Annotated in this window: 20 protein-coding genes; 14 read left to right on the plus strand and 6 right to left on the minus strand. The window is 34.0% G+C overall.

Annotated elements, in window-relative coordinates; genetic code table 11:
• Positions 1 to 101 precede the first annotated feature (101 nt).
• The 8 genes from JJJ02_RS10855 to JJJ02_RS10890 all read left to right on the plus strand — a co-directional run bounded on the left by JJJ02_RS10855 (position 102) and on the right by JJJ02_RS10890 (position 10,141).
• Positions 102 to 1,496, plus strand: a complete 1,395-nt coding sequence (locus JJJ02_RS10855) for an amino acid permease (protein ID WP_240838947.1) — start codon at positions 102 to 104, stop codon at positions 1,494 to 1,496.
• Positions 1,497 to 2,090: 594 nt separating this feature from the next.
• The gene (locus tag JJJ02_RS10860) at positions 2,091 to 3,131 is read left to right on the plus strand and encodes a PTS sugar transporter subunit IIC (RefSeq protein WP_240838949.1); all 1,041 of its coding nucleotides are present in this window, start codon (positions 2,091 to 2,093) and stop codon (positions 3,129 to 3,131) included.
• A 61-nt stretch (positions 3,132 to 3,192) separates the two neighbouring features.
• A complete protein-coding gene (gene sdaAB, locus JJJ02_RS10865) occupies positions 3,193 to 3,870 on the plus strand; it encodes an L-serine ammonia-lyase, iron-sulfur-dependent subunit beta (protein ID WP_240838951.1) in 678 nt (225 codons plus the stop codon).
• A 44-nt stretch (positions 3,871 to 3,914) separates the two neighbouring features.
• Entirely contained in the window at positions 3,915 to 4,808 is an 894-nt protein-coding gene (sdaAA, locus tag JJJ02_RS10870) for an L-serine ammonia-lyase, iron-sulfur-dependent, subunit alpha (RefSeq protein WP_240838953.1), read from the plus strand.
• A 433-nt stretch (positions 4,809 to 5,241) separates the two neighbouring features.
• The gene (locus JJJ02_RS10875) at positions 5,242 to 7,242 is read left to right on the plus strand and encodes a catalase (RefSeq protein WP_240838955.1); all 2,001 of its coding nucleotides are present in this window, start codon (positions 5,242 to 5,244) and stop codon (positions 7,240 to 7,242) included.
• 174 nt (positions 7,243 to 7,416) lie between these two features.
• Positions 7,417 to 8,526, plus strand: coding sequence for a LytR/AlgR family response regulator transcription factor (locus JJJ02_RS10880; protein ID WP_240838957.1), 1,110 nt, complete (start codon positions 7,417 to 7,419; stop codon positions 8,524 to 8,526).
• Positions 8,527 to 8,607: 81 nt separating this feature from the next.
• Entirely contained in the window at positions 8,608 to 9,447 is an 840-nt protein-coding gene (locus tag JJJ02_RS10885; protein WP_240838959.1) for an ABC transporter ATP-binding protein, read from the plus strand.
• Position 9,448: 1 nt separating this feature from the next.
• A complete protein-coding gene (locus JJJ02_RS10890; protein ID WP_239242147.1) occupies positions 9,449 to 10,141 on the plus strand; it encodes an ABC transporter permease in 693 nt (230 codons plus the stop codon).
• A gap of 24 nt (positions 10,142 to 10,165) precedes the next feature.
• On the opposite strand, the gene JJJ02_RS10895 is transcribed toward JJJ02_RS10890, so the two are convergent.
• The 3 genes from JJJ02_RS10895 to JJJ02_RS10905 are packed head-to-tail and all read right to left on the minus strand — an operon-like array spanning position 10,166 to position 11,480.
• Positions 10,166 to 10,918: a sulfite exporter TauE/SafE family protein gene (locus JJJ02_RS10895; RefSeq protein ID WP_240838962.1), complete on the minus strand. Its 753-nt coding sequence runs from the start codon at positions 10,916 to 10,918 to the stop codon at positions 10,166 to 10,168.
• Positions 10,918 to 11,214 carry a rhodanese-like domain-containing protein gene (locus JJJ02_RS10900; protein WP_240838964.1) on the minus strand — a complete coding sequence of 99 codons (297 nt, stop codon included), beginning with the start codon at positions 11,212 to 11,214 and terminating at the stop codon, positions 10,918 to 10,920. Before JJJ02_RS10900 ends, JJJ02_RS10895 begins: the two co-directional genes overlap by 1 nt.
• Before the next feature lie 5 nt (positions 11,215 to 11,219).
• Positions 11,220 to 11,480, minus strand: coding sequence for a metal-sensitive transcriptional regulator (locus tag JJJ02_RS10905; RefSeq protein WP_240838966.1), 261 nt, complete (start codon positions 11,478 to 11,480; stop codon positions 11,220 to 11,222).
• Between the two features lie 153 nt (positions 11,481 to 11,633).
• On the opposite strand from JJJ02_RS10905, the gene JJJ02_RS10910 reads away from it, so the two are divergent.
• The 3 genes from JJJ02_RS10910 (at position 11,634) to JJJ02_RS10920 (ending at position 15,722) form a co-directional block, all read left to right on the plus strand.
• Positions 11,634 to 14,114, plus strand: coding sequence for a DsrE/DsrF/DrsH-like family protein (locus JJJ02_RS10910; RefSeq protein ID WP_240838968.1), 2,481 nt, complete (start codon positions 11,634 to 11,636; stop codon positions 14,112 to 14,114).
• A gap of 20 nt (positions 14,115 to 14,134) precedes the next feature.
• Positions 14,135 to 15,466: an MBL fold metallo-hydrolase gene (locus tag JJJ02_RS10915; protein WP_240838970.1), complete on the plus strand. Its 1,332-nt coding sequence runs from the start codon at positions 14,135 to 14,137 to the stop codon at positions 15,464 to 15,466.
• An 82-nt stretch (positions 15,467 to 15,548) separates the two neighbouring features.
• Positions 15,549 to 15,722 carry a hypothetical protein gene (locus JJJ02_RS10920; protein ID WP_170122511.1) on the plus strand — a complete coding sequence of 58 codons (174 nt, stop codon included), beginning with the start codon at positions 15,549 to 15,551 and terminating at the stop codon, positions 15,720 to 15,722.
• Positions 15,723 to 15,735: 13 nt separating this feature from the next.
• Here the strand turns inward: JJJ02_RS10920 and JJJ02_RS10925 are convergent, their stop codons facing one another.
• Together JJJ02_RS10925 and JJJ02_RS10930 are read right to left on the minus strand one after the other, a co-directional pair.
• The gene (locus JJJ02_RS10925) at positions 15,736 to 16,104 is read right to left on the minus strand and encodes a DUF1722 domain-containing protein (protein WP_240838972.1); all 369 of its coding nucleotides are present in this window, start codon (positions 16,102 to 16,104) and stop codon (positions 15,736 to 15,738) included.
• A complete protein-coding gene (locus JJJ02_RS10930) occupies positions 16,097 to 16,990 on the minus strand; it encodes a TIGR01777 family oxidoreductase (protein ID WP_240838974.1) in 894 nt (297 codons plus the stop codon). Before JJJ02_RS10930 ends, JJJ02_RS10925 begins: the two co-directional genes overlap by 8 nt.
• Before the next feature lie 228 nt (positions 16,991 to 17,218).
• On the opposite strand from JJJ02_RS10930, the gene JJJ02_RS10935 reads away from it, so the two are divergent.
• The 3 genes from JJJ02_RS10935 (at position 17,219) to JJJ02_RS10945 (ending at position 20,618) form a co-directional block, all read left to right on the plus strand.
• Positions 17,219 to 18,793, plus strand: a complete 1,575-nt coding sequence (locus JJJ02_RS10935; protein WP_240838976.1) for an alanine/glycine:cation symporter family protein — start codon at positions 17,219 to 17,221, stop codon at positions 18,791 to 18,793.
• Positions 18,794 to 19,005: 212 nt separating this feature from the next.
• Positions 19,006 to 19,716 (plus strand): ABC transporter permease subunit, encoded by a 711-nt coding sequence (locus JJJ02_RS10940; protein ID WP_240838978.1) that lies wholly within the window; start codon positions 19,006 to 19,008, stop codon positions 19,714 to 19,716.
• On the plus strand, positions 19,713 to 20,618 hold the full coding sequence (locus JJJ02_RS10945) for an ABC transporter permease subunit (protein WP_111716067.1): 906 nt from the start codon (positions 19,713 to 19,715) through the stop codon (positions 20,616 to 20,618). Before JJJ02_RS10940 ends, JJJ02_RS10945 begins: the two co-directional genes overlap by 4 nt.
• Before the next feature lie 11 nt (positions 20,619 to 20,629).
• On the opposite strand, the gene JJJ02_RS10950 is transcribed toward JJJ02_RS10945, so the two are convergent.
• Positions 20,630 to 21,352, minus strand: a complete 723-nt coding sequence (locus JJJ02_RS10950) for an alpha/beta hydrolase (RefSeq protein WP_239242140.1) — start codon at positions 21,350 to 21,352, stop codon at positions 20,630 to 20,632.
• Positions 21,353 to 21,420 lie beyond the last annotated feature (68 nt).

Here is a 21,420-nt window from a genome sequence, read left to right on the forward strand (position 1 = left end):
TAAAGTTTATAAATAGTACTTCTAATTTTCTGAAATTATAGTATAATTTCAGAATAGTAAAGAATGTTTTAATATTTAAAAAACAAAAGGGGATAGAAAAAATGGAAGACAATCATTTAAAGAGAGGTCTTAGTTCAAGACAAGTCCAAATGATCGCATTAGGTGGTACCATTGGGGTAGGTTTATTCATGGGTGCATCAAGTACGATTAAATGGACTGGACCATCAGCAATTTTAGCTTATTTAGTTGCTGGATTATTTTTATTTTTAGTAATGCGTGCGATGGGGGAATTAGTTTATTTATTCCCTACAACTGGATCATTTGCTGATTATGCTTCAACATACTTACACCCGGTGTTTGGTTATGTTACAGCATGGGCAAACATATTCCAGTGGGTTGTAGTTGGTATGAGTGAAGTAATCGCTGTTGGACAATATATGCAATATTGGTGGCCGGATTTACCTACTTGGATTCCAGGTATTATCGTAATTGTGACTTTAGCATTAGCGAATATGGCTTCAGTTAAAGCATTCGGAGAATTCGAATTCTGGTTTGCAATGATTAAGATTGTAACAATTGTTTTAATGATCATAGCAGGTTTAGGTATTATATTATTTGGATTTGGTAACAATGGTAATCCTATTGGATTTGGTAACTTAACGGAACATGGTGGATTCTTCCCTAAAGGTATCGTAGGATTCTTCTTTGCACTTTCAATGGTAGTAGGTTCTTACCAAGGGGTAGAATTAATCGGTATTACTGCAGGTGAAACAAAAGATCCACAGAAAAACGTAGTAAAAGCAGTCAATGGTATTATTTGGCGTATTTTAATCTTCTACATTGGTGCAATCTTTGTTATCGTAACTGTTTATCCATGGGATGAATTAGGTAACGTAGGTAGCCCGTTCGTAGCGACATTTGCTAAAGTTGGTATTACAGCTGCAGCAGCTATTATTAACTTTGTAGTTATTACAGCAGCAATGTCTGGTTGTAACTCAGGTATCTTCAGTTCAAGTCGTATGATATACACACTAGCAAACGAAGGTAAAATGCCACGTGCATTTGCAAAAGTTATGAAAAATGGTGTACCAGTTTATGCTGTACTTACAATTTCAATTGGTATCTTTATCGGAGTAATTTTAAATGTAGTATTACCAATGTATATTGATGGCGCAGCAAATATTTTCGTATATGTTTATAGTGCATCTATCTTACCAGGTATGATTCCGTGGTTTATGATTTTATTCAGCCATTTACAATACAGAAAACAAAGACCTGATTTAGCTGAAAATCATCCATTTAAAATGCCATTCGCGCCATTCTCGAACTACATTACAATTGCTTTCTTAGTAATGGTATTAATCGGAATGTTAATTAATGATGAAACACGTGTATCAGTTATTATTGGTATAATCTTCTTATCAGCTATGGCAGGTGTATACTTCTTAAGAGGATTCCAAAAATTAGATGAAGGTCGTAACTTCTTAGATAAATAATTAAGAACAACAAATTAATAAATTTTAAACCGTTCGTTTTAGCTCATGCTAAAATGAACGGTTTTTTTTATTGGCGAAGTGATATTACATACATATCGAATGATTATTAAAATATATAACAGTATTTAAAGATATTATTTAAGTAATATATGATATATTTTATGAATTTAAATAATATTTTATATATAGCACATGTTCAATTGTTTTTTCAATATAACACTTTATTTAATTAAAGATATTCAGATAATTTAAAACCTTTAAAATAAATTGATTTTAAAGGTTTCGATAATATAAGTGATAAAAATCACATTTAAATAATTATATGTGTATAACAGAAATTAAATAAATAAAAGCTTTAAAGCGGTGAAGTACAGTAGTAAACAGATTGTTCTAAATCCGAAATAAAAAAATAAGTATAATAATTCGTATTATAAAATAAATATACGAAATCTATTCATAATTTGTTCATTGTATCCGTTTGCAAAAATGCTATGATGAATTTGTGAAAAACATAACAAATATTTTTAGTGGCCGCTAAAAGAAAATTAAATTAAGTATTAGAAAATCAAAATATTATTAAAGGAGAATTATTCAATGGATATCATTATTGGAGTAGGAACTTTACTTGTTGTACTTATTTGTATGTCGTTATTTTTAAATTTTGCACCATACGGAAAAGAGGGTCTTCAAGCACTCTCCGGAGCTGCTTGCTCAACATTTTTACCACAAGCATTTCTCAGCTATGCAATTGGAGGAGTGTTTGATATTCCTTTCTTTGTACAAGTTGGCGATACACTTGGAGGTCTTGGTGGTTTGGCAGTCGGAATATTAACATGTATCAAATTAGGTATTACCCCTGTATATGCATTGATCGTAGGCTTATCACTACTAAAAGTTAAATTGTTACCAGCATTTATAGCCGCGTATGCTATCAGCTTCTTGATTAAACAAATAGAAAAACGTATCCCTGAAGGTCTAGACTTAATCGTTGTAATTTTAGTGGCACCAGCTTTAACAACGCTGATAGCATTAGCAATTCAACCATCTGTAATTGCCGTGTTAACACAAATTGGATCAGCAATTACTGCTGTCGGAGATGCAAATCCTTATGTATTGGCGATTGTACTTGGAGCTATTATTCCTGTAGTTGGGATGACACCGTTAAGTTCTATGGTATTAACAAGTCTGTTGGGACTAGTTGGTACACCGATGGCTATAGGGGCCTTATGCTGTACAGGTAATTCATTTGCAAACTTTGTATTGTTTAAAAAATTAGGATACGGAACTAAAGCAACACCATTTGCTGTAGCGATTGAACCATTAACACAAATTGATATTATTGCAGAAAAACCAGTTCAGCTTTATGGCTCAAATGCGATTATCGGTATGGTAAATGCTTGTATTATCACAGCGTTTGGCTTAGTTATCAATGTTACAGGAATGGCTACTCCGATTGCAGGATTTATCGTAGCGTTCGGATTTAACGATACTGTTCCTGTTCTGCTTTGCGGCGTAGCAGTAGCAATTTCAAGTATGTTATTAGCTTGGCTCTTTGCAACTTTCTTTAAGAAACATGACATTTCAGTATCAGTAAAGATGCCTACTTTGAAAAGAGCAAGAAATCAAAATGCATAGTAAACAAACCTATAAACAGATTGGGAAAAATATATAGTTAAAACAATAGGAGGAAATAGTAATGGCTAGAACATCAGATTATAAAAGCGCATTCGATATTATAGGACCAATTATGATTGGCCCTTCAAGTTCACACACGGCAGGAGCGGTTAGAATAGGATTGGCATCACGACATATTTTAGGTGAGGAACCTGTAAAAGTAAGTATTTCATATTATGAATCTTTTGCAGAAACACATCTAGGACATGGAACAGATTTAGCTTTAATCGCTGGGATTTTAAATTTTCCAACTGAAGATCCACGCGTAAAAGATTCTATAGATATCGCTAAAGATAAAGGTATTCAAATTGAATTTATTGAAGAAAAAGGACCGAGTAAAGGTGAACATCCTAACACAGCGCTTGTTAGATTAGATAGCGAACATAAACATATTGAAGTATGTGGAAACTCTATAGGTGGCGGTACTATTAAATTGAGAAGCATTCATGTCAATGGTGCATGTGCAGTCCTTAATCACACTTTACCGATTCTTGTTTTATATGGAGAGCAACCGGTAGGGGAATTCAATAGATGTATTAATGATCTTGCAGAAAGTGGCTTATTGATCAACGAAGAGATAAAATCGCAAAAAGATAACAAATATATTGTTGCATTACATTTACACAAACCGATAAAACCAACATTACTAGAAAATATTAAAGAGAAATATCCACATATAGAATTTTCAAATTTAGTATAAAGCTAACACGAACTATTATTTATAGTAAACAAGGAGGAATAAAAATGTATAACTCAATTAAAGAAATTATAGATACAGCAAACCAAACAGGTAAATCATTTGCTGAATTGATGACAGAGATGGAGATGGAAACGTCTGATATGACGTATGAAGAAGTAAGAAATAAAATGAAAGAGAACCTAAAAGTAATGAAAGCTGCTGTTCTACGTGGCTCCTCGGGAGAGGGTGTGAAATCTGTAACAGGTCTAACTGGACAAGATGCAATTAGAATGAAAAAATATCGTGAACAAAATGAACCTTTATCCGGTAGCGATGTTGCAAAAGCATTGCAGTATGCTATTGCTACAAATGAAGTGAATGCTGCAATGGGTTTAATATGTGCAACGCCTACTGCAGGGTCATCTGGAACAATACCTGGTGTATTATTTTCTGTTGAAGACAAATTAAATTTAACTGAAGAACAGGAAATAGATTTCTTACTGACAACATCATTATTCGGTATTGTAATTGCCAATAATGCATGTGTTGCCGGTGCAATGGGTGGATGTCAGGCAGAAGTAGGTAGTGCTTCAGCAATAGCAGCAGCTGCAGCAGTAGCGATAAAAGGTGGAAAACCTGAACAATCTTCACATGCATTAGCACATGCTTTAGGAAATCTACTTGGTCTTGTATGTGATCCAGTCGCAGGTTTAGTAGAAATACCATGTGTTATGAGAAACACAATTGGAGCAGGTAATGCACTGATTGCTGCTGATTTAGCTTTGGCTGGTATTGAGTGTAAAATTCCTGCAGATGAAGTAATCGAAGCAATGAACAAAGTTGGCCGTAGTCTTCCTGCAGAATTACGAGAAACAGGCTTAGGAGGACTTGCTGGAACTCCAGCAGGTGAAGAAATGAAGGCAAGAATATTTGGTGCCAAAAATCCTGTGTTTAATTAATCCAGATTTTTTAATTAATCATGATATTTGGAATGACGATGTAACTGGATATAGTAATAAAGGATTGTAAAAATTAGTGTGACAAGAAAAGATTTTGCGAAGAGATCAGCGGTAGATCCTTTCGTTAATAAAGTCATATCGATAACTGAAATGATAATAAAACAAACAATTGAAATTAGAACACGTATTAGATAGTATTTCACATCAACTCACCACTTTCCAAGCTTTAACCTATTATATAAAACGCTTACATCAAAGTAAATAACTATAATGATAAGTTTAGATGTAAAGTCAAAATTACTAAAATTGCATTCTACAATTAGAATGCAATTTTTTATTTTATAAAATTCCATACAAAAAGTGTACAACGTTTCTATTTATTTGAAATGGGAATAAGTAATTTGTATGTAAATATAATATAGGGGGCACTACAATGACTAATGAAAAAGATAAGCAATTAGAAGCATTTCGTAGAGACCATTCTGAAGATACACCGTTAACGACAAACCAAGGTTTAAAAATGGCAGAAGATGAATTTTCATTAAAAGCAGGGGAACGTGGTCCGACATTATTAGAAGATTTTCATTTCAGAGAAAAGATGACACATTTCGACCATGAACGTATTCCTGAAAGAATTGTTCATGCGCGTGGTTATGGGGCACATGGTGAATTTGAATTATATGAAGATTTAAGTGAATATACTAAAGCAAAATTTTTAACAGATACGAGTAAGAAGACGCCTGTATTTGTTCGTTTCTCTACTGTACAAGGTTCAAAAGGATCTAACGATACTGTACGTGATGCGCGTGGATTTGCAACAAAATTTTATACTGAAGAAGGTAACTATGATTTAGTAGGAAACAATATTCCAGTATTCTTTATTCAGGATGCCATTAAATTCCCTGATTTAGTACACGCAGTTAAACCAGAACCACATAATGAAATTCCTCAAGGTGGAACAGCTCATGATACATTCTGGGATTTCTTTGCACAAAACCCAGAGTCAACACATATGACAATGTGGACAATGAGTGACCGTGGTATCCCGAAAAGTTTCCGTACGATGGAAGGTTTTGGAGTACATACTTTCCGTTTAGTAAATGCGGAAGGGAAATCACACTTCGTTAAATTCCACTGGAAACCATTGCTTGGAACACATTCATTAGTTTGGGATGAAGCTCAAATTATCGCTGGTAAAAATTCAGATTATAACCGTGAAGACTTATACGAAGCAATCGATAAAGGTGATTACCCTGAGTGGGAATTAGGTCTTCAAATTCTTCCTGAAGAAGATGAATTTAAATTTGATTTTGATATACTAGATCCAACGAAATTATGGCCAGAAGAAGAAGTGCCAGTAAAACGCGTTGGTAAAATGACTTTAAATCGCAATGTAGATAATGTCTTTGCAGAAACAGAGCAAGTTGCATTCCATCCTGGACATCTTGTACCTGGTATTGACTTCAGTAATGATCCGTTATTACAAGGACGTTTATTCTCATATACTGACACGCAATTATCACGTTTAGGTGGACCGAATTTCCATCAGTTACCGATTAACAGACCAGTATGTCCGTTTGCTAACAACCAACGTGATGGTATGCATCAAATGTTTGTACATAAAGGACAAGCTGCTTACCATAACAATGCGATCAATAATAACAATCCACACACAACACCAGCTGAAGAAGGTGGATTTGAACATTATCATGAAAAAATCGATGCGCATAAAGTCCGTGCTAGAAGTGAAAGTTTTAAAGAACATTATTTACAAGCGAAAATGTTCTATAACAGTTTAAGTCAACCAGAAAAAGAACATTTACGTGATGCGTTTGCTTTCGAATTAGGTAAATGTAAACATGACTTTGTTAAAGAGAATGCAGTCGCAAATATTAATAAAGTAGATAAAGATTTAGCGACTCAAATTGCTGAAAAAATTGGTGTTGATGCACCTACTGCAGATGTAGAAGTTAAGTCAGATAAAAAATCTCCAGCATTAAGCATGGAAAATACAGTTAAAAAATTAGATACTTTATCTGTTGCTATATTAGTAACTGAACAATCAGATGAAGCTAAGATCAAAAAATTAATAACTACACTTGCTGATAATAAAGTAAATTATAAATTAGTGAGCGAGAAAGCATTTAAATTAGGTGAATTGAAAGTGTCTGAAACATTTGATACAGTACATTCTACGTTATTCGACGGTCTGATTGTACTAGATGTTAGAACACCATTATTACCACCTGTGAAAGATTTCATTGAAGCAGCTAACCGTCACTTTAAAACAATCGGTTATGATGCATCTGTTGCTAAAGCATTAGAAGAAACTGCTGTTGATGTAACACAACCAGGCATTGTTGAAATGAGTGATGATACAAATAAATATTTAGATGCGCTTGTTGTACAAAGACATTGGGATAGAAAACTATAATAAATATTTGAAAATGAATGAAAAAATAAAATGATTAATTAAGTTACTTTTAAAGTCTGTGAATTCACAGGCTTTTTTTGATATTCGATAATCCAATATGTACATTACGGTTCATGTATAATAGATTTATAGTATCTCTATATTTCCTATGACATACTATTATTGGGAGGATGTATGACTGAATTAATTAATCATTTACAAACATTAGATTTCAAAGATCATGCATGTATTGTTTCTAATATGAATCAACAAAAAGAAATTATCACTCATTTTGAGGGAAGAGATGTATGGATAGAAACTTTTAATACACCTTTTCATGAACGTTTAACAGTTAAAGAACAATTAAAATTTTATATGAGATGGTTTAGTGCAACATATAATATAGATGATGTTTTACGACAGTTTATGTTAATAGAATATAGCAATGTGAAAGTAAAGAAATTAGAATATGATGAATTTGTGTTATTGAAAGTAGCTTTGGCATATGTACAGGATAATAAACTTATCATTTTTAAAGATATATTACATAACTTAAAAGTGGAAACAGTTGATACAATCTTAAATGTACTCACGCAATTTAATGCGGATCGTAAAATTCTACATATACTCTCATATTTAGACCATGGATTATTATTATCAAATGAAATATATCAGGTAAAAAAATTTCAATTTAAACGTTTAGAAGTTTATGAGGACAGAGAAGAAGCAGTAGAATTAGCTGATTCAATTGAAAAAGGACAATCTGCTCAGATATTTAATAATCGCGATATGCTGGATAGTGTGATAAATAAGAACAATCAAGAAAGTAGTAATGATACATATGATGAAAAGAAAATAAATAATAAAGAAAATGATAAAGTCAGAGGAAATATTAATGACACACAAAATATTTCCCAAGAAATAAATTCGAATTTTTCCCGTAGTAACGTATTTAGAATAACTGTTAAAACAGAAGATAAGACATTATTTATTAATCCTGAAGATATCGACTATATTGAGGGAGCAGAAGGAAAGGTAAATATTCATTTTAATAATGAATCATTTAAAGCAGATTATACATTGAATGAACTTGAAGAAAAATTAAAGGTGTATGGCTTCTATAGATGCCATCGTTCTTATATTATCAATCTGCAGAAAGTAACAGAGATGATTACATGGTCGAAGAATTCATATTCGATTAAAATAGATGGTTTAGAAAATACATTCGTACCATTATCACGTAACAAAGTGAAAGAAATTCAAGGATATTTTAATAGTCATACGGTACAGTTCACGGAAAATTAAGTACATTTAACGTGTATTTTATAGTGAGAACCCCTAGTCTCTAATACAATTTGGGTAACAAATTGATTGGAGGCTATTTTTATGACACTTATACAAATGAATGATGTAGTAAAGATGTACGACAGTAAAAAAGCAGTTGATCATTTATCTTTAAATATTAATCAAGGTGAGATATTTGGATTACTTGGACCGAGTGGCTCAGGGAAGACAACGACGATTAAGATGCTAACAGGAGAAACATCTATCACAGAAGGTAGCATTCAAGTATTTCAATATAAAGATAAAGCACTTCAAACAGCAGAGTTTAGAGAACAAATAGGTATTCTCTCTGATAACAGTGCACTATATGAAAGGTTAACAGTATTTGATAATTTAAAAATGTTTGCAGGACTTTATAAGCAACCTGTAAATAGAATCGATGAGGTACTTTCATTTGTACAATTAGAAAATGAGAAGAAAACAGTGGTTAAAAAGTTATCGAAAGGGATGCGTCAAAGAATATTGCTTGCAAAAGCTCTAATACATCAACCTAAACTATTATTCCTGGATGAACCAACTTCAGCCCTAGACCCGAATACGACAAGACATATTCATAAAGGTTTATTAAAATTAAAAGAAAGTGGAACAACTATATTCTTAACAACACATGATATGGATGAAGCGGAAAGTTTATGTGATCGCATTGCGTTAATTAATAACGGAAAACTTATTGCACTGGATACACCAGATAATTTGAGATATCAACATTCAGATCAGACAATTACTGTGGAAATGAATAATTTAGAGAAGAAAAGAGTGCATAAAGAAGATGTAATGCAAATTACAGATTTACTCAATACGAAACAAGTGAAACGTATTTATACCAACGAACCGACATTAGGCGAAGTATTTATTAAAGTGACTGGAAAGGAGCTTGTTTAATATGAAGATGAACAGAGTAATGGCAATTGCAGAGAAAGATTTCAAAGAATTTATGAGAAATATGATGTTACTAACGATGCCGATATTGCCAATTGCGATGGCATTACTATTTACAGCTACTCCAATACCTAAAAGTGAAAAAATGGATATGGTACTTTCAGTCCTTGCAATGAGTTTTGTTGCAGTTTTAACAGGGTCTTTAATGACGATGATTGCTGAAGAAAAAGAGAAACAAACATTGAGAGGTTTAATAAACTCTCCCGCATCAATGATGGAAGTATTCTTTGGCAAAAGTATAGTAGTAACAATTATATTATTAGTGACAATTTCAGCAGTGTTGTTTATATTTAAAATTAATATTTTTACGAATATATGGATGGTTGTTGGATTTATAATATTATATATATTCTATTTATTGCTCGGGTCACTAATTGGTTTGCACGTAAAATCAGTATCTGAAACAAGCCTATATTTCGTCCCTGTATTGTTCATTTTTGGAATGAATACAACAATCGCTAATATTGGCATTAAGAAAGATAATATCCTTATTAAATTAAATGAATACATGCCGATGATGCAATATTCCAAGTTAGAACAATCAGGAGATATCATCCATATTATTATTATTGCTATATGGTTAATAGTAACTTTCGTTTGTACATATATGCTTTACCGAAAAAACTCAATCGATTAAAAAAGAGAGCCACTCGGCTCTCTTTTATATTATATCCATAATCATCTTAATCGCTGCGATGATTATTAAAGCAGTCAGTATATATCTTAATACTGTTTGATTTGTTTGTTTAGATACTTTCGTGCCAAGTGGTGCAAATATTAAACTGGCGATAATTAATGGTAGTGCATGCTCCATATCAACACTGCCTGTTATGAATTTCGTAAAGAATGTACCAATTGATGATACGAAAGCAACGATGATACTGTTAGCAACAACAACTCTAAAGGGTACTTTAAAGAATGTAAGTAGGATCGGAACGATTAAGAATGATCCTCCAGCACCTACAATTCCTGATAAAATTCCTATTACTGCAGCTACAATAAATAATGCTATTTTATTATACTTTGCGTTCGTGTCATTTGGGTTCACTTTAATAAACATAAGAATAACTGCCACAATAGCGAGAAATGTATACACGATATTGATGATACTTTCATCAAATACTGATGCGACATATGCGCCTGTAATACTTCCTGAAAGAATACCGATACTCATCGGTATAATAATAGATGAGTTGAGATTTTCATTCTTTCTTTGGCTAATACTTCCACTGAATGTACTAAAGAATACCTGGGCTGCAGTGAGACCGGCTGCTGTCGTTGGTGACATATCAATATTAAATAATGGTGGAATAAATAGTAGCATCGGATACATAATAATTGCACCACCAATACCAATAAGTCCAGAAAGGAATGCACCGAGTGCTCCAATAACAGCAAATAATAGAAATGCCATTATAAAGCTTCCCAATCTAACATGCCACCATCTACATTAGTCGTTTTTATCCCTAAATCACTTAAATACTGACAAGCTTGCCCACTTCGGTTACCTGATCTACAGATGATGTAGTAATGGCCATCTTTATTGAGCTGATCGGTATGTTCTGATAATACGGATAGAGGGATATTAACTGCTTCTTGAATATGATGCTCTTCATATTCATAAACTTCTCTCACATCGATGAGATTAATTTTCTTCTGATCTAATAATGATTTTAATGTTTCGACATTAATTGTTTGATAGTTTGTCATTTTAATTACCTACTTTTTATTAGAAGATCAACAGCTTGTTTTACAAGTTCATCTGTATCTTCATTATTTTTAACGCTTTCTTTAACACATTCAGTTAAGTTCTCACTTACTATAACACCGATTAAGCGTTCGATGCCGCTACGAGATGCGCTGAGCTGTGTAACAACCTCTCTACAATCTTTTCCTTCTTCCATCATTTTAATGACACCATTTAATTGGCCTTGTATACGTTTAAGTCTGTTCATTGCACCTTTATCGTATTCCATCATATAACCTCTTTCTATTTTGTAATGTCTATTACTATATACCTAACGGGGTATTTTTGTCAATCATAAAAAATAGGGGGTGGGGTATTTGACATTGTTAGATATATGGTTTATTATACCCCTATAGGTATTTAATTCGAGGAGGAAAAATTAATGAGTAGAAAGATAGTAATCGTTGGTGGAGTAGCAGGTGGCGCTTCTACAGCGGCACGTTTAAGAAGATTAAATGAACAAGATGAAATAACTTTAATTGAGCGCGGTAGCTATGTATCTTTTGCGAACTGTGGATTACCGTACCACATTGGTGATGAAATAAAAGATAGAAGTAAGTTGTTAATTCAAACACCAGAACTTATGGAAAGTAGAATGAATATTAATGTAATGACAGATGCAAATGTTGTCTCTATCAATAGGAAAGATAAGACGATTAGTGTTGTAGAGAGTAGCGAAGAAAAAGTAATTGCATACGACATCTTAGTACTATCAACGGGTGCTAAACCAATTGAAGTGCCTATTGATGGCGCAAATCTTGGACATGTATTTTCATTAAGGAATATTCCTGATATGGATAAAATCATTGCTTATATTAAAGCTAATAATGTGAAGTCAGCGGCAGTCGTTGGTGGTGGATTTATCGGTTTAGAAATGGCCGAAAACTTGAAAGCGATAGATTTAGATGTTGCTTTGTTCGAGTTAGGTGATCAGGTCATGCCTGGTATTGATATGGATATGGCGGTGGAACTTCATAATCATATGATCAGTAAAGGTGTGGACTTACGATTAAAGCAATCGATTAAGAAGATAAATGACCATACAGTTGAATCGAGTAACGGTGACGTTGTGAATGCAGATATGGTAATTATGGCCATTGGGGTATTACCGGAATCGACATTAGCAGAAGAAGCCGGGTTAGCATTAGGTATAAAAAAAGCGATTAAAACAAACGATGTATTCCAAACGTCAGATGCATCGATTTATGCAATTGGTGACGTCGCTGAAGTGACGCATGCAATCAGTAATCAGGATGTGCATATTCCACTTGCCTGGATTGCAAATCGACAAGGTAGACTGCTTGCGGATCACTTAAATGGTAAAGCGATTGAGAAGTTCAAACCAATTGGCACGGCAATTGCGAAAGTGTTTGATTTAAATGTTGCCAGTACAGGTTTAAATGAGAAGACTTTAAGCACTTTAGGAAAAAAATATCACGTTATCCATGTGTCTGGTCAATCCAATGCAAGTTATTATCCTGGTGCAACGCCGATGACAATTAAAGTTATTTTCTCTCCTGAAGGTGAGATTTACGGAGCACAGATTGTTGGACGTAACGGCGTTGATAAGCGTATTGATCTCATTGCCAGTGCGATTACATTTGGTCAGAAAGTTACAGATTTACAGCGTATTGAAATCGCATACGCACCACCTTTCTCATCTGCTAAAGATCCGGTAAATATGGCAGGTTATATCGCACAGAATGTGTTAGAAGATGAAATGAAGATGATGCAAGTGAATGAAGTTGACGATACAAAGCATCAGGTTATTGATGTTAGAGAGCCAATTGAACATGAGATGGGACATATTGAAGGTTCAAAAAATATACCTTTAGGTGAGTTAAGAACACGTTTAACTGAGATTGATAAAGAAGCACCAGTTGTTATCTATTGTCAGGTTGGTCAACGTGGTTACAATGCAGCGCGTATCTTAAAAAATGAAGGCTATGATGTAATTAACTTAGACGGAGGGTTTAAATTATATAAACAAAATTATTTAACGATACCTCAAAGTCCATCTCAACCTTTAAAGCCCGAGCATGATAATAAAGTAAGTAAAAGTCCGGAAGAAAAAATAACAGCACAAAATGAAGAGGTGAAGCAAGTGTCATTACGTGAAGATAGAAGGATTGTAGAAGCAAGTGGCTTACAATGTCCAGGTCCAATCCTTAAGGTAAAAGAAAACTTAGATCAAATGCAAGACGGCGAACAATTAGAAATCCACGTTACAGATTTCGGTTTCTGTCAGGATATCGAATCATGGGCTAAAGTGACAGGTAATACGGTTGTTAAGAATGAAATTGAAAGAAATAAAGTCATTGCAGTTATTCAAAAAGGTCAAAGTTTACCTGTAAATGTGATGAATGATAGTAATGGGCACCAATTAGTTGAAACTAAGACCGGTGCTACGATGGTTGTGTTTAGCGGAGATTTAGATAAAGCCTTAGCATCATTTATTATAGCGACTGGGGCAGCTTCTATGGGTAAAGAAGTGACGATGTTCTTTACTTTCTGGGGTCTAAATGTGATTAAACGACCAGGAATAAAAGTAGATAAACAAGGTTTAGATAAAATGTTTAGTCAGATGATGCCAAAACATGCTGGAAAATTACCTATTTCTAAAATGAACATGGGTGGTATGGGGTCTAGAATGATTAAACATGTTATGAATAAGAAGAAAGTAGATTCGTTAGAAGTGATGATTGAGAAAGCGCAAAGTATGGGCATCAAGATGGTAGCCTGCACAATGAGTATGGATATTATGGCTGTTTCACGTGAAGAGTTAATTGAAGGCGTTGAATATGGCGGTGTAGCGACATACTTAGGTGATACTGAAAAAGCAAACTTAAACTTATTTATTTGATTGATAATGGAGGTAAAACAATGTATTTTAAATCATTTTTTAATCAGCAATTAGCACAAATGTCTTATTTAGTAGGTTGTCAAAAGACAGGAGAAGCAATCATCATCGATCCACTGAGAGATCTTACTCCTTATATTGAAGCTGCAGAGCAAGAAGGGCTGACGATTAATAAAGTAACTGAAACGCATATTCATGCAGACTTTGCTTCCGGGTTAAGAGAAGCGAATGAAACGTTAAATGCTAAAGCATTTGTCTCTGGATTAGGTGGAGATGACTGGTCATATCAGCATATTAATGGAGATTATCAATTACTAAAAGAAGACGATATTATTAATGTCGGCAATGTAAAACTTAAAGTAATCCATACACCAGGACATACGCCTGAAAGTATTAGTTTTCTGTTGTTTGATAATGCAACAGAAGTACCGATGGGACTCTTTACTGGAGACTTTATCTTCGTAGGAGATGTCGGTCGTCCGGATTTATTAGAAGAAGCAGCCGGCATAAAAGATACTACTGATATCGGCGCAAAAGCAATGTTTGAATCGCTTAAAAAGATGGATGCATTACCAGATTATATTCAAATATGGCCAGGACATGGTGCAGGCAGTGCCTGTGGTAAGTCACTTGGTGCAGTTCCAGTAACAACTTTAGGATATGAACGTGAAAAGAGCTGGGCATTTCAAATTAAAGATGAAGCAACTTTCATTAAAACATTAACAAGTGAACAACCAGAACCACCATATTATTTCAAAGAAATGAAACATATGAATCGTGATGGTGTAGCATTAATTGATAATGCCATAGTACCACCACTACAAAATTTATTTGACGGTATAAAGAGCATTGATTTAAGGGCGAAAGAAATTTTCTTAGATAATTTAAGTGAAGGTATTAACGTGCCGTATAACAGCAAATTTTTAGGATTTGTAGGATGGTATCTGGACTACGAAACACCGATTCAGTTAATCGGTTCGTTCGAAGACGTGCAGAACGCAGCAAATGATTTAAAATTAATAGGATTTGATAATGTGACTGGTTACGTTAAAAATGTGACTGGTGGATCAATGCAACAAATTGAACCACAACATTTCAAATCAATCGATCAAACACAAATTAATATTTTGGATGTACGCAACAATCAGGAATGGCAAGAATCACATTTTGATAATGCAAAACATGTCCATTTTGGTAAATTAGAAAAAGAGGAAATACCATTTAAAAAAGAGGAAAGAATTTATGTTCATTGTCAATCAGGTGTCAGAAGTGCGATAGCAGTGAGTGTGTTACATCGATTAGGATATAACGATATTATTAATATTAAAGGTGGATATAGCGCTGTTAAACAGTAAAATAAATTATCTTTATAATATTGACTTTAACTGCATTGTAGTTAAAAATATGAATTAATTCATACAAATAAAGAGGGATATTATGCACAAAGATTTTGTGACAGATGAAGAGATTCATGCAATGGGTGTGCCTTTTGATTTACTATCTACCTGGATGACGAATGGTTTAATTCAGGTCGCGTACCAGGCAAATCATATTCGCTACTTCTGGACAAAGGATGTAAATTTATTAAAACAGCAATTTAATATAAAATAAAACAGCGGCATCTTTAAAATAAGATGCTGCTGTTTTTTAAATATTGTACATCATATTTTTCAGCAAGCTGCTTAAGTAATGTATGAAGTTCTGATTCTTTATTATCAAAGTTTTGAATAAATGTTCGATATTGTGATTTTTCATCTTCAGTAGCAATTTTTTTGAAATATCCCCACATATGCTGATAGCTATTTAACTTCGAGCCTCGCGTTGGTGTCATGCGACATGTTTCATCAATAATTTGTTCTAATATGTGTATATCATCCAGTTGTTCACGCATCAGTTGACGAATAAAGTTATATTGATTCTGGTTATAGTACATCACTTTATACTTTTCTTTTCGCCACAGCTTTTCAACTGCTTTCTTTCCTTCTTTATTCACCGTACAACTGCTCCAGAGCTAACTGAACTGTAGGATATTTAAATGTATATCCGGCCTGCAATAGATGATCAGGTAATACGCTTTGTCCTTTTGTAACCATTACGGATTGCTCTCCTAGTACAATGTCCATTACTTTGTTGGGTACTTTCGTCCAGTGTGGTCGGTGTATAACACGCGCAATGGTTGTTCCGAGCTGTTGTTGTGTCACAGGTTGAGGAGCAGTCATATTAAATATACCTGTTAATTGTTTGTCATAAATATAAAGTATACTTTCTGCAAGATCATCGATATGAATCCAGCTGTATGGCTGCTGTCCATCACCAATATTACCACCTGCAAAGTATTGATAAGGCTTTATCATCAAAGGTAATGCCCCACCTTGGTTAGAAAAAACTACTCCAAATCTGCAGATTGCTGTTTCTACACCTAAAGCTTCAATTTTTCGAGCTGCTTGTTCCCATAGATAAATAGTCTTTGATAAGAAATCAAACGGTGAGAATGCATTGGTTTCGTTATAAGTTAAAGATTTAGAAGCGGGATAATAACCTACCGCACTTGCTGATATAAAGAAAGGTTTCTTGATGAGAGATTCAAATAACGGAATAAGCTTTTCAGTACTTTCAATACGACTTTTGATGATCGCTTCTTTATGTTCTTTCGTCCATCTGTTATTTAAAGATGCCCCAGCCAGATTAACTACTAAATCTAATTGTGGTACTGCCTTATACCAATCATCTTTTTTCCAGCTGATATAGCTGATGCCATTCGAGCTTTGTTTATCGCTTCTCGTTGTAATATAAATATGCGCATGTTTATATTTTTGCTGAATAGTGTTTATAAGAGCTGAACCTACTAGTCCTGTACCGCCTGTAATTAAAATGTTCATATGCAACCTCCATCAGTATTGGTATTTTATACTATTATATCGATTATCGCTTATTTATTCATTGGAAATGATTATTTATTAATCATTGAACCCCTAAATCGCAATGTTTTAGAATGAATATTTAATTAAATATTCAGAATAATCAATAAATACTATTGCAACATGTAATATGTGACTATATAATATAGAAGTAAGTATTTCTCGTTAATACATTAAAGGGGTGTAGTTATGGAAGGTATTGTGAGTTTTCTAAATGATATTGTGTGGAGTAAACCGTTAGTGTATGGGTTGTTAATTACAGGGATTTCATTTTCATTAATGATGAAGTTCTTTCAAGTCAGGCATTTAAAAGAGATGATCCGACTGATGTTTCAAGGGGAGAAGTCACCTACAGGAATTTCTAGTTTCCAGGCAATTGCTTTATCGCTTGCTGGGCGTGTAGGGACGGGTAATATAGTCGGTGTTTCAACAGCAATTTATATCGGTGGCCCGGGAGCTGTATTCTGGATGTGGATGACTGCGTTTTTGGGTGCGAGTTCAGCATTCATCGAATCTACACTAGCTCAAATTTATAAGAGAGAGATTAACGGTGAGTATCGTGGGGGTCCCGCATATTATATTGAAGCAGGAATGAAAGGCAGATTTGCGAAAGGTTATGCGATATTATTCGCAATACTGGCAATAGTATCAACAGCATTATTATTACCTGGTATTCAATCTAACGCCATTGCAAGTTCTATGAAGAATGCTTTTGGATTCGAAGGATGGATTATCGGTATAGCGCTTGTAGTGATTTTAGCATTGATTATTTTTGGAGGCGTTCGCTGGATTGCATCTGTAGCGACTGCAGTAGTCCCTTTTATGGCAATCTTATATATTTTATTAGCGGTTGTTATTATTGTTCTTAATATTGATAAAGTCCCTGGTTTATTTGCATTAATATTCAAGTCAGCATTCAATATGGAATCAGCGTTTGGTGGGATACTTGGTGCAATGATTGAAATCGGTGTTAAACGTGGACTTTATTCTAATGAAGCTGGTCAAGGTACAGGGCCTCATCCGGCAGCAGCAGCAGAAGTATCACACCCTGCTAAACAAGGTTTAGTTCAAGCTTTCTCGGTATATGTTGATACGTTGTTTGTATGTACTGCAACAGCATTAATTATTTTATTATCAGGTACATTCAATACAACGGACGGCGCGATGAAGGGTGATATGCCGAACTTAATTAACGATGGCGGTGTATATGCACTAAATGCTGATGGAGAGAAGGACTACTCTGGAACAGCAATGTATGTTCAAGCGGGTATTGATAAAGCATTCCATGGAAGTGGTTATCAATTTGACCCGGCATATTCGGGTATTGGTTCATATTTCGTTGCCATTGCACTGTTCTTCTTTGCATTTACTACCATATTAGCATATGCATATATCGCAGAAACCAATGTATCTTATTTGACGAAAAATGGTAGTGTATCTTTAAATAAGTTTTTAATTAACGTCACACGTTTAATTATTGTTGGTGCAACATTCTACGGTGCAATAAAAACAGCAGACGTTGCGTGGGCAATGGGTGATCTTGGTGTAGGATTAATGGCGTGGTGTAATATTATCGCAATATGGATTCTGCACAAACCTGCATTACGTGCGCTTAAGGATTTTGAGAGACAGAAGAAAGAGAAAGGGTCAGGGAAATATGCGATATATCAACCAGATCCAAACGAACTACCGAATGCGACATTCTGGACAGTAGATTATCCGGAACGTTTAAGAAAAGAACACTTTGATGAAAAAGTACATTAAGCATTAAAGACAGCCATTGCTGTCTTTTTTGTGTTTAATATTCAGAGAGGAGTGCCACGCTATTGAATAAAATATTTGTGAATGGAGTAAAAGTAATATTAGTATTATTTAATTTTTTTCTATTGAGTGCCTTTATTTTACTTTTTAATCAGAATTTTAAATTTGATTTATCTCATTTTTTTGAGGCTTTCCCCCAATTTATTAAACAGTTAATGCATATCGATACAGTCACTTTTAAGACACCAGGTAGTTACATAGAACATCCGTTTTTATCTTTTATCTTTAGACCATGGCGAAATTCAATGCTTATTTTATTTTTAAGTATAATGCTCGGTACTATTTTAAGTATATTATGTGTTGTTATAGCTAAAAGATTTAAGTTAATTGATTACATAATGAAGCGATTCGTAAAAATTTTAGGTTATTTACCGGATATCTTTTATATTCCTTGTGTCATTATCTTTATTATCTTTTTTTATCAGCAAACAGGTATATTAATAATGGAAGTAGCAAGTTACGGGGAACAGGAAGCGATTGTATTTCCAGCAATCATGCTGTCTGTAATTCCATTTGTCCAGTTATATAAAATTTTGGATCAGGTGATTACTGAGGAACTGGATAAAGATTATGTAGTACTCGCATGCGCAAAAGGACTCAATGAATTTGAAATTCTGCACAAGCATGTCTTGTCAAATGTATGGATAACATTTTACATCAATTTTAAGCAGGTCGTCTGGATGACGCTATCCAGTCTATTAATTATGGAAGTCATATTAGGTTATTTTGGCGCTACACAATTCTTATATTATTATCACGCCCCCATAATGTTGATGACGATATTGGTACTAATGTTTGTTCCGATATATATCGCGTTATTTATCATTCAGAAACTCGTTGAATTTAGAACGGGGGTGAAGTTATGAGGAAGTTATTTAAGATATGGCTGGCATTGATTATCCTCATCTTACCTTTTATAACAAGTGTCTTTTACTTTGATATGCTTCAGAACAAAGTAAAAGTATATAAATTTAACGTGATGACAAGTGAAATAAAAAATCCAGTGCCACCTGGCGTTGTCAATTGGTTCGGTACTGATCGCTTCGGCGCGTCAATATTTATGGAGAGCTGGCATGGATACCGCATCACGTTTATCTTTGTCATTGGTATTGTTCTTATTTCATTTATCATTGCTGTTATTCTGGGAAGTTATCTCGCTTTTCGTAAAGGAACAGCAGATATTGTTACAGATGGATTTTTGAATGCATATTATTTTATACCGCAGGCAATCGTTACATATATGTTGTTATTTCCGGTACTGACAGCAATAAAAGGTAAGTTTAGCTATGATATGCCGTTTAGAATAGGGTATATGTTAGTCGTGATTGCACTTGTGATGGTACCAACGACAATGGTAGTCGTTAGAGATCAGGTGAAACAAATATTGAATACAGAATACATGGATGCTGCAACCGTAATTGGTGCCAGCAAGACACAAAAATTAATACGTCATGTTTATCCCAATATTAAGAATAGATTATTGATTATCTTTGTCCGCATGTTATATCAAGCATTAATGGTACTCAGCCATATTTCATTTTTTCGTATTTTCTTTGGAGGAACGAAGACATGCGATGGTTTTGAAGCATGTTTAGGCAATGATTTTACACTTATTATGCCAGAGCTTACGACATTATTAGGGTTTCATATGCCAGAGTTGTATTCTTCATGGTGGACATTTATGGTACCTTGTACATTTGTCGTGTTGATTTTAATAGCAATCCAAATGTTGGCCGATGCACTTGAAACAGAATATAAATCTATGTAAAAAGCAGGATATTAAATATCCTGCCTTAAAAAATGCAATATATCTGTATAAAGTTTTTCTTTATCCTTACTTACTGTCATTAAATGGCCGGCATTAGCATAATGATCAATAAATTTTTTGGACTGAATACTGTTGTAAATAAATTGAGCGCTGTCATGATAGCTCGTATCATCCCGATCACCATACAGTATGATTGTCGAACTATTGATTTTATTTAAGTTGTTCATTATATCTTTAATATAATCAACAAACTTACTGGCACCTGTGTAATTATCGATAAGCTGATAATTTGATTCAGGAAAAGGCTCAGAAGAAATGACTTTGTGCATTCTCGGTGCAAATTGTTTCAAACGGTATTTTATACCTTCAGGATCTTTTTTCATCGGAACACTCATCACGATAATTTGATTAACATCGTATTTTTCTGCGAGCTTAAGTGAAAATAGACCGCCTAAAGAGACACCAATTATAGAGATATTATTATATTGTTCCTTTAATTTTAAAAAGCTATCTTCAACTGTTTGCCACCAGTTATCGATATCATATTTCACAAAATCCTGGATAGGCAATCCGTGCCCTGGATAGGATGGGATAAGCACCGTGTATCCTTGCTCGTGTAGATGGTAGCCCAGTTGTTTAACGTCTCTAACTGTTCCGGTAAATGTATGAAGAAGAAGTATCGCGTGCTCATTTCCTTCTAAAAATATGGGATCTGGATTTTTTACTTTTATCATTGGAGTACCTCCATAGTAATCAGTATAATAAATGTAATATTCATTATACTACGAGTAACAGGGAGATG

The sequence above is a fragment of the Macrococcus sp. PK genome, assembly GCF_022501545.1.
Taxonomy (GTDB): domain Bacteria; phylum Bacillota; class Bacilli; order Staphylococcales; family Staphylococcaceae; genus Macrococcoides; species Macrococcoides epidermidis.

Excerpts from the sequence above, each read along its gene's own strand:
- JJJ02_RS10855 (WP_240838947.1), top strand. The coding sequence starts at position 102 with ATGGAAGACAATCATTTAAAGAGAGGTCTTAGTTCAAGACAAGTCCAA.
- JJJ02_RS10860 (WP_240838949.1), top strand. The coding sequence starts at position 2,091 with ATGGATATCATTATTGGAGTAGGAACTTTACTTGTTGTACTTATTTGT.
- sdaAB (WP_240838951.1), top strand. The coding sequence starts at position 3,193 with ATGGCTAGAACATCAGATTATAAAAGCGCATTCGATATTATAGGACCA.
- sdaAA (WP_240838953.1), top strand. The coding sequence starts at position 3,915 with ATGTATAACTCAATTAAAGAAATTATAGATACAGCAAACCAAACAGGT.
- JJJ02_RS10875 (WP_240838955.1), top strand. The coding sequence starts at position 5,242 with ATGACTAATGAAAAAGATAAGCAATTAGAAGCATTTCGTAGAGACCAT.
- JJJ02_RS10880 (WP_240838957.1), top strand. The coding sequence starts at position 7,417 with ATGACTGAATTAATTAATCATTTACAAACATTAGATTTCAAAGATCAT.
- JJJ02_RS10885 (WP_240838959.1), top strand. The coding sequence starts at position 8,608 with ATGACACTTATACAAATGAATGATGTAGTAAAGATGTACGACAGTAAA.
- JJJ02_RS10890 (WP_239242147.1), top strand. The coding sequence starts at position 9,449 with ATGAAGATGAACAGAGTAATGGCAATTGCAGAGAAAGATTTCAAAGAA.
- JJJ02_RS10895 (WP_240838962.1), bottom strand. The coding sequence starts at position 10,918 with ATGGCATTTCTATTATTTGCTGTTATTGGAGCACTCGGTGCATTCCTT.
- JJJ02_RS10900 (WP_240838964.1), bottom strand. The coding sequence starts at position 11,214 with ATGACAAACTATCAAACAATTAATGTCGAAACATTAAAATCATTATTA.
- JJJ02_RS10905 (WP_240838966.1), bottom strand. The coding sequence starts at position 11,480 with ATGGAATACGATAAAGGTGCAATGAACAGACTTAAACGTATACAAGGC.
- JJJ02_RS10910 (WP_240838968.1), top strand. The coding sequence starts at position 11,634 with ATGAGTAGAAAGATAGTAATCGTTGGTGGAGTAGCAGGTGGCGCTTCT.
- JJJ02_RS10915 (WP_240838970.1), top strand. The coding sequence starts at position 14,135 with ATGTATTTTAAATCATTTTTTAATCAGCAATTAGCACAAATGTCTTAT.
- JJJ02_RS10920 (WP_170122511.1), top strand. The coding sequence starts at position 15,549 with ATGCACAAAGATTTTGTGACAGATGAAGAGATTCATGCAATGGGTGTG.
- JJJ02_RS10930 (WP_240838974.1), bottom strand. The coding sequence starts at position 16,990 with ATGAACATTTTAATTACAGGCGGTACAGGACTAGTAGGTTCAGCTCTT.
- JJJ02_RS10935 (WP_240838976.1), top strand. The coding sequence starts at position 17,219 with ATGGAAGGTATTGTGAGTTTTCTAAATGATATTGTGTGGAGTAAACCG.
- JJJ02_RS10940 (WP_240838978.1), top strand. The coding sequence starts at position 19,006 with ATGCATATCGATACAGTCACTTTTAAGACACCAGGTAGTTACATAGAA.
- JJJ02_RS10945 (WP_111716067.1), top strand. The coding sequence starts at position 19,713 with ATGAGGAAGTTATTTAAGATATGGCTGGCATTGATTATCCTCATCTTA.
- JJJ02_RS10950 (WP_239242140.1), bottom strand. The coding sequence starts at position 21,352 with ATGATAAAAGTAAAAAATCCAGATCCCATATTTTTAGAAGGAAATGAG.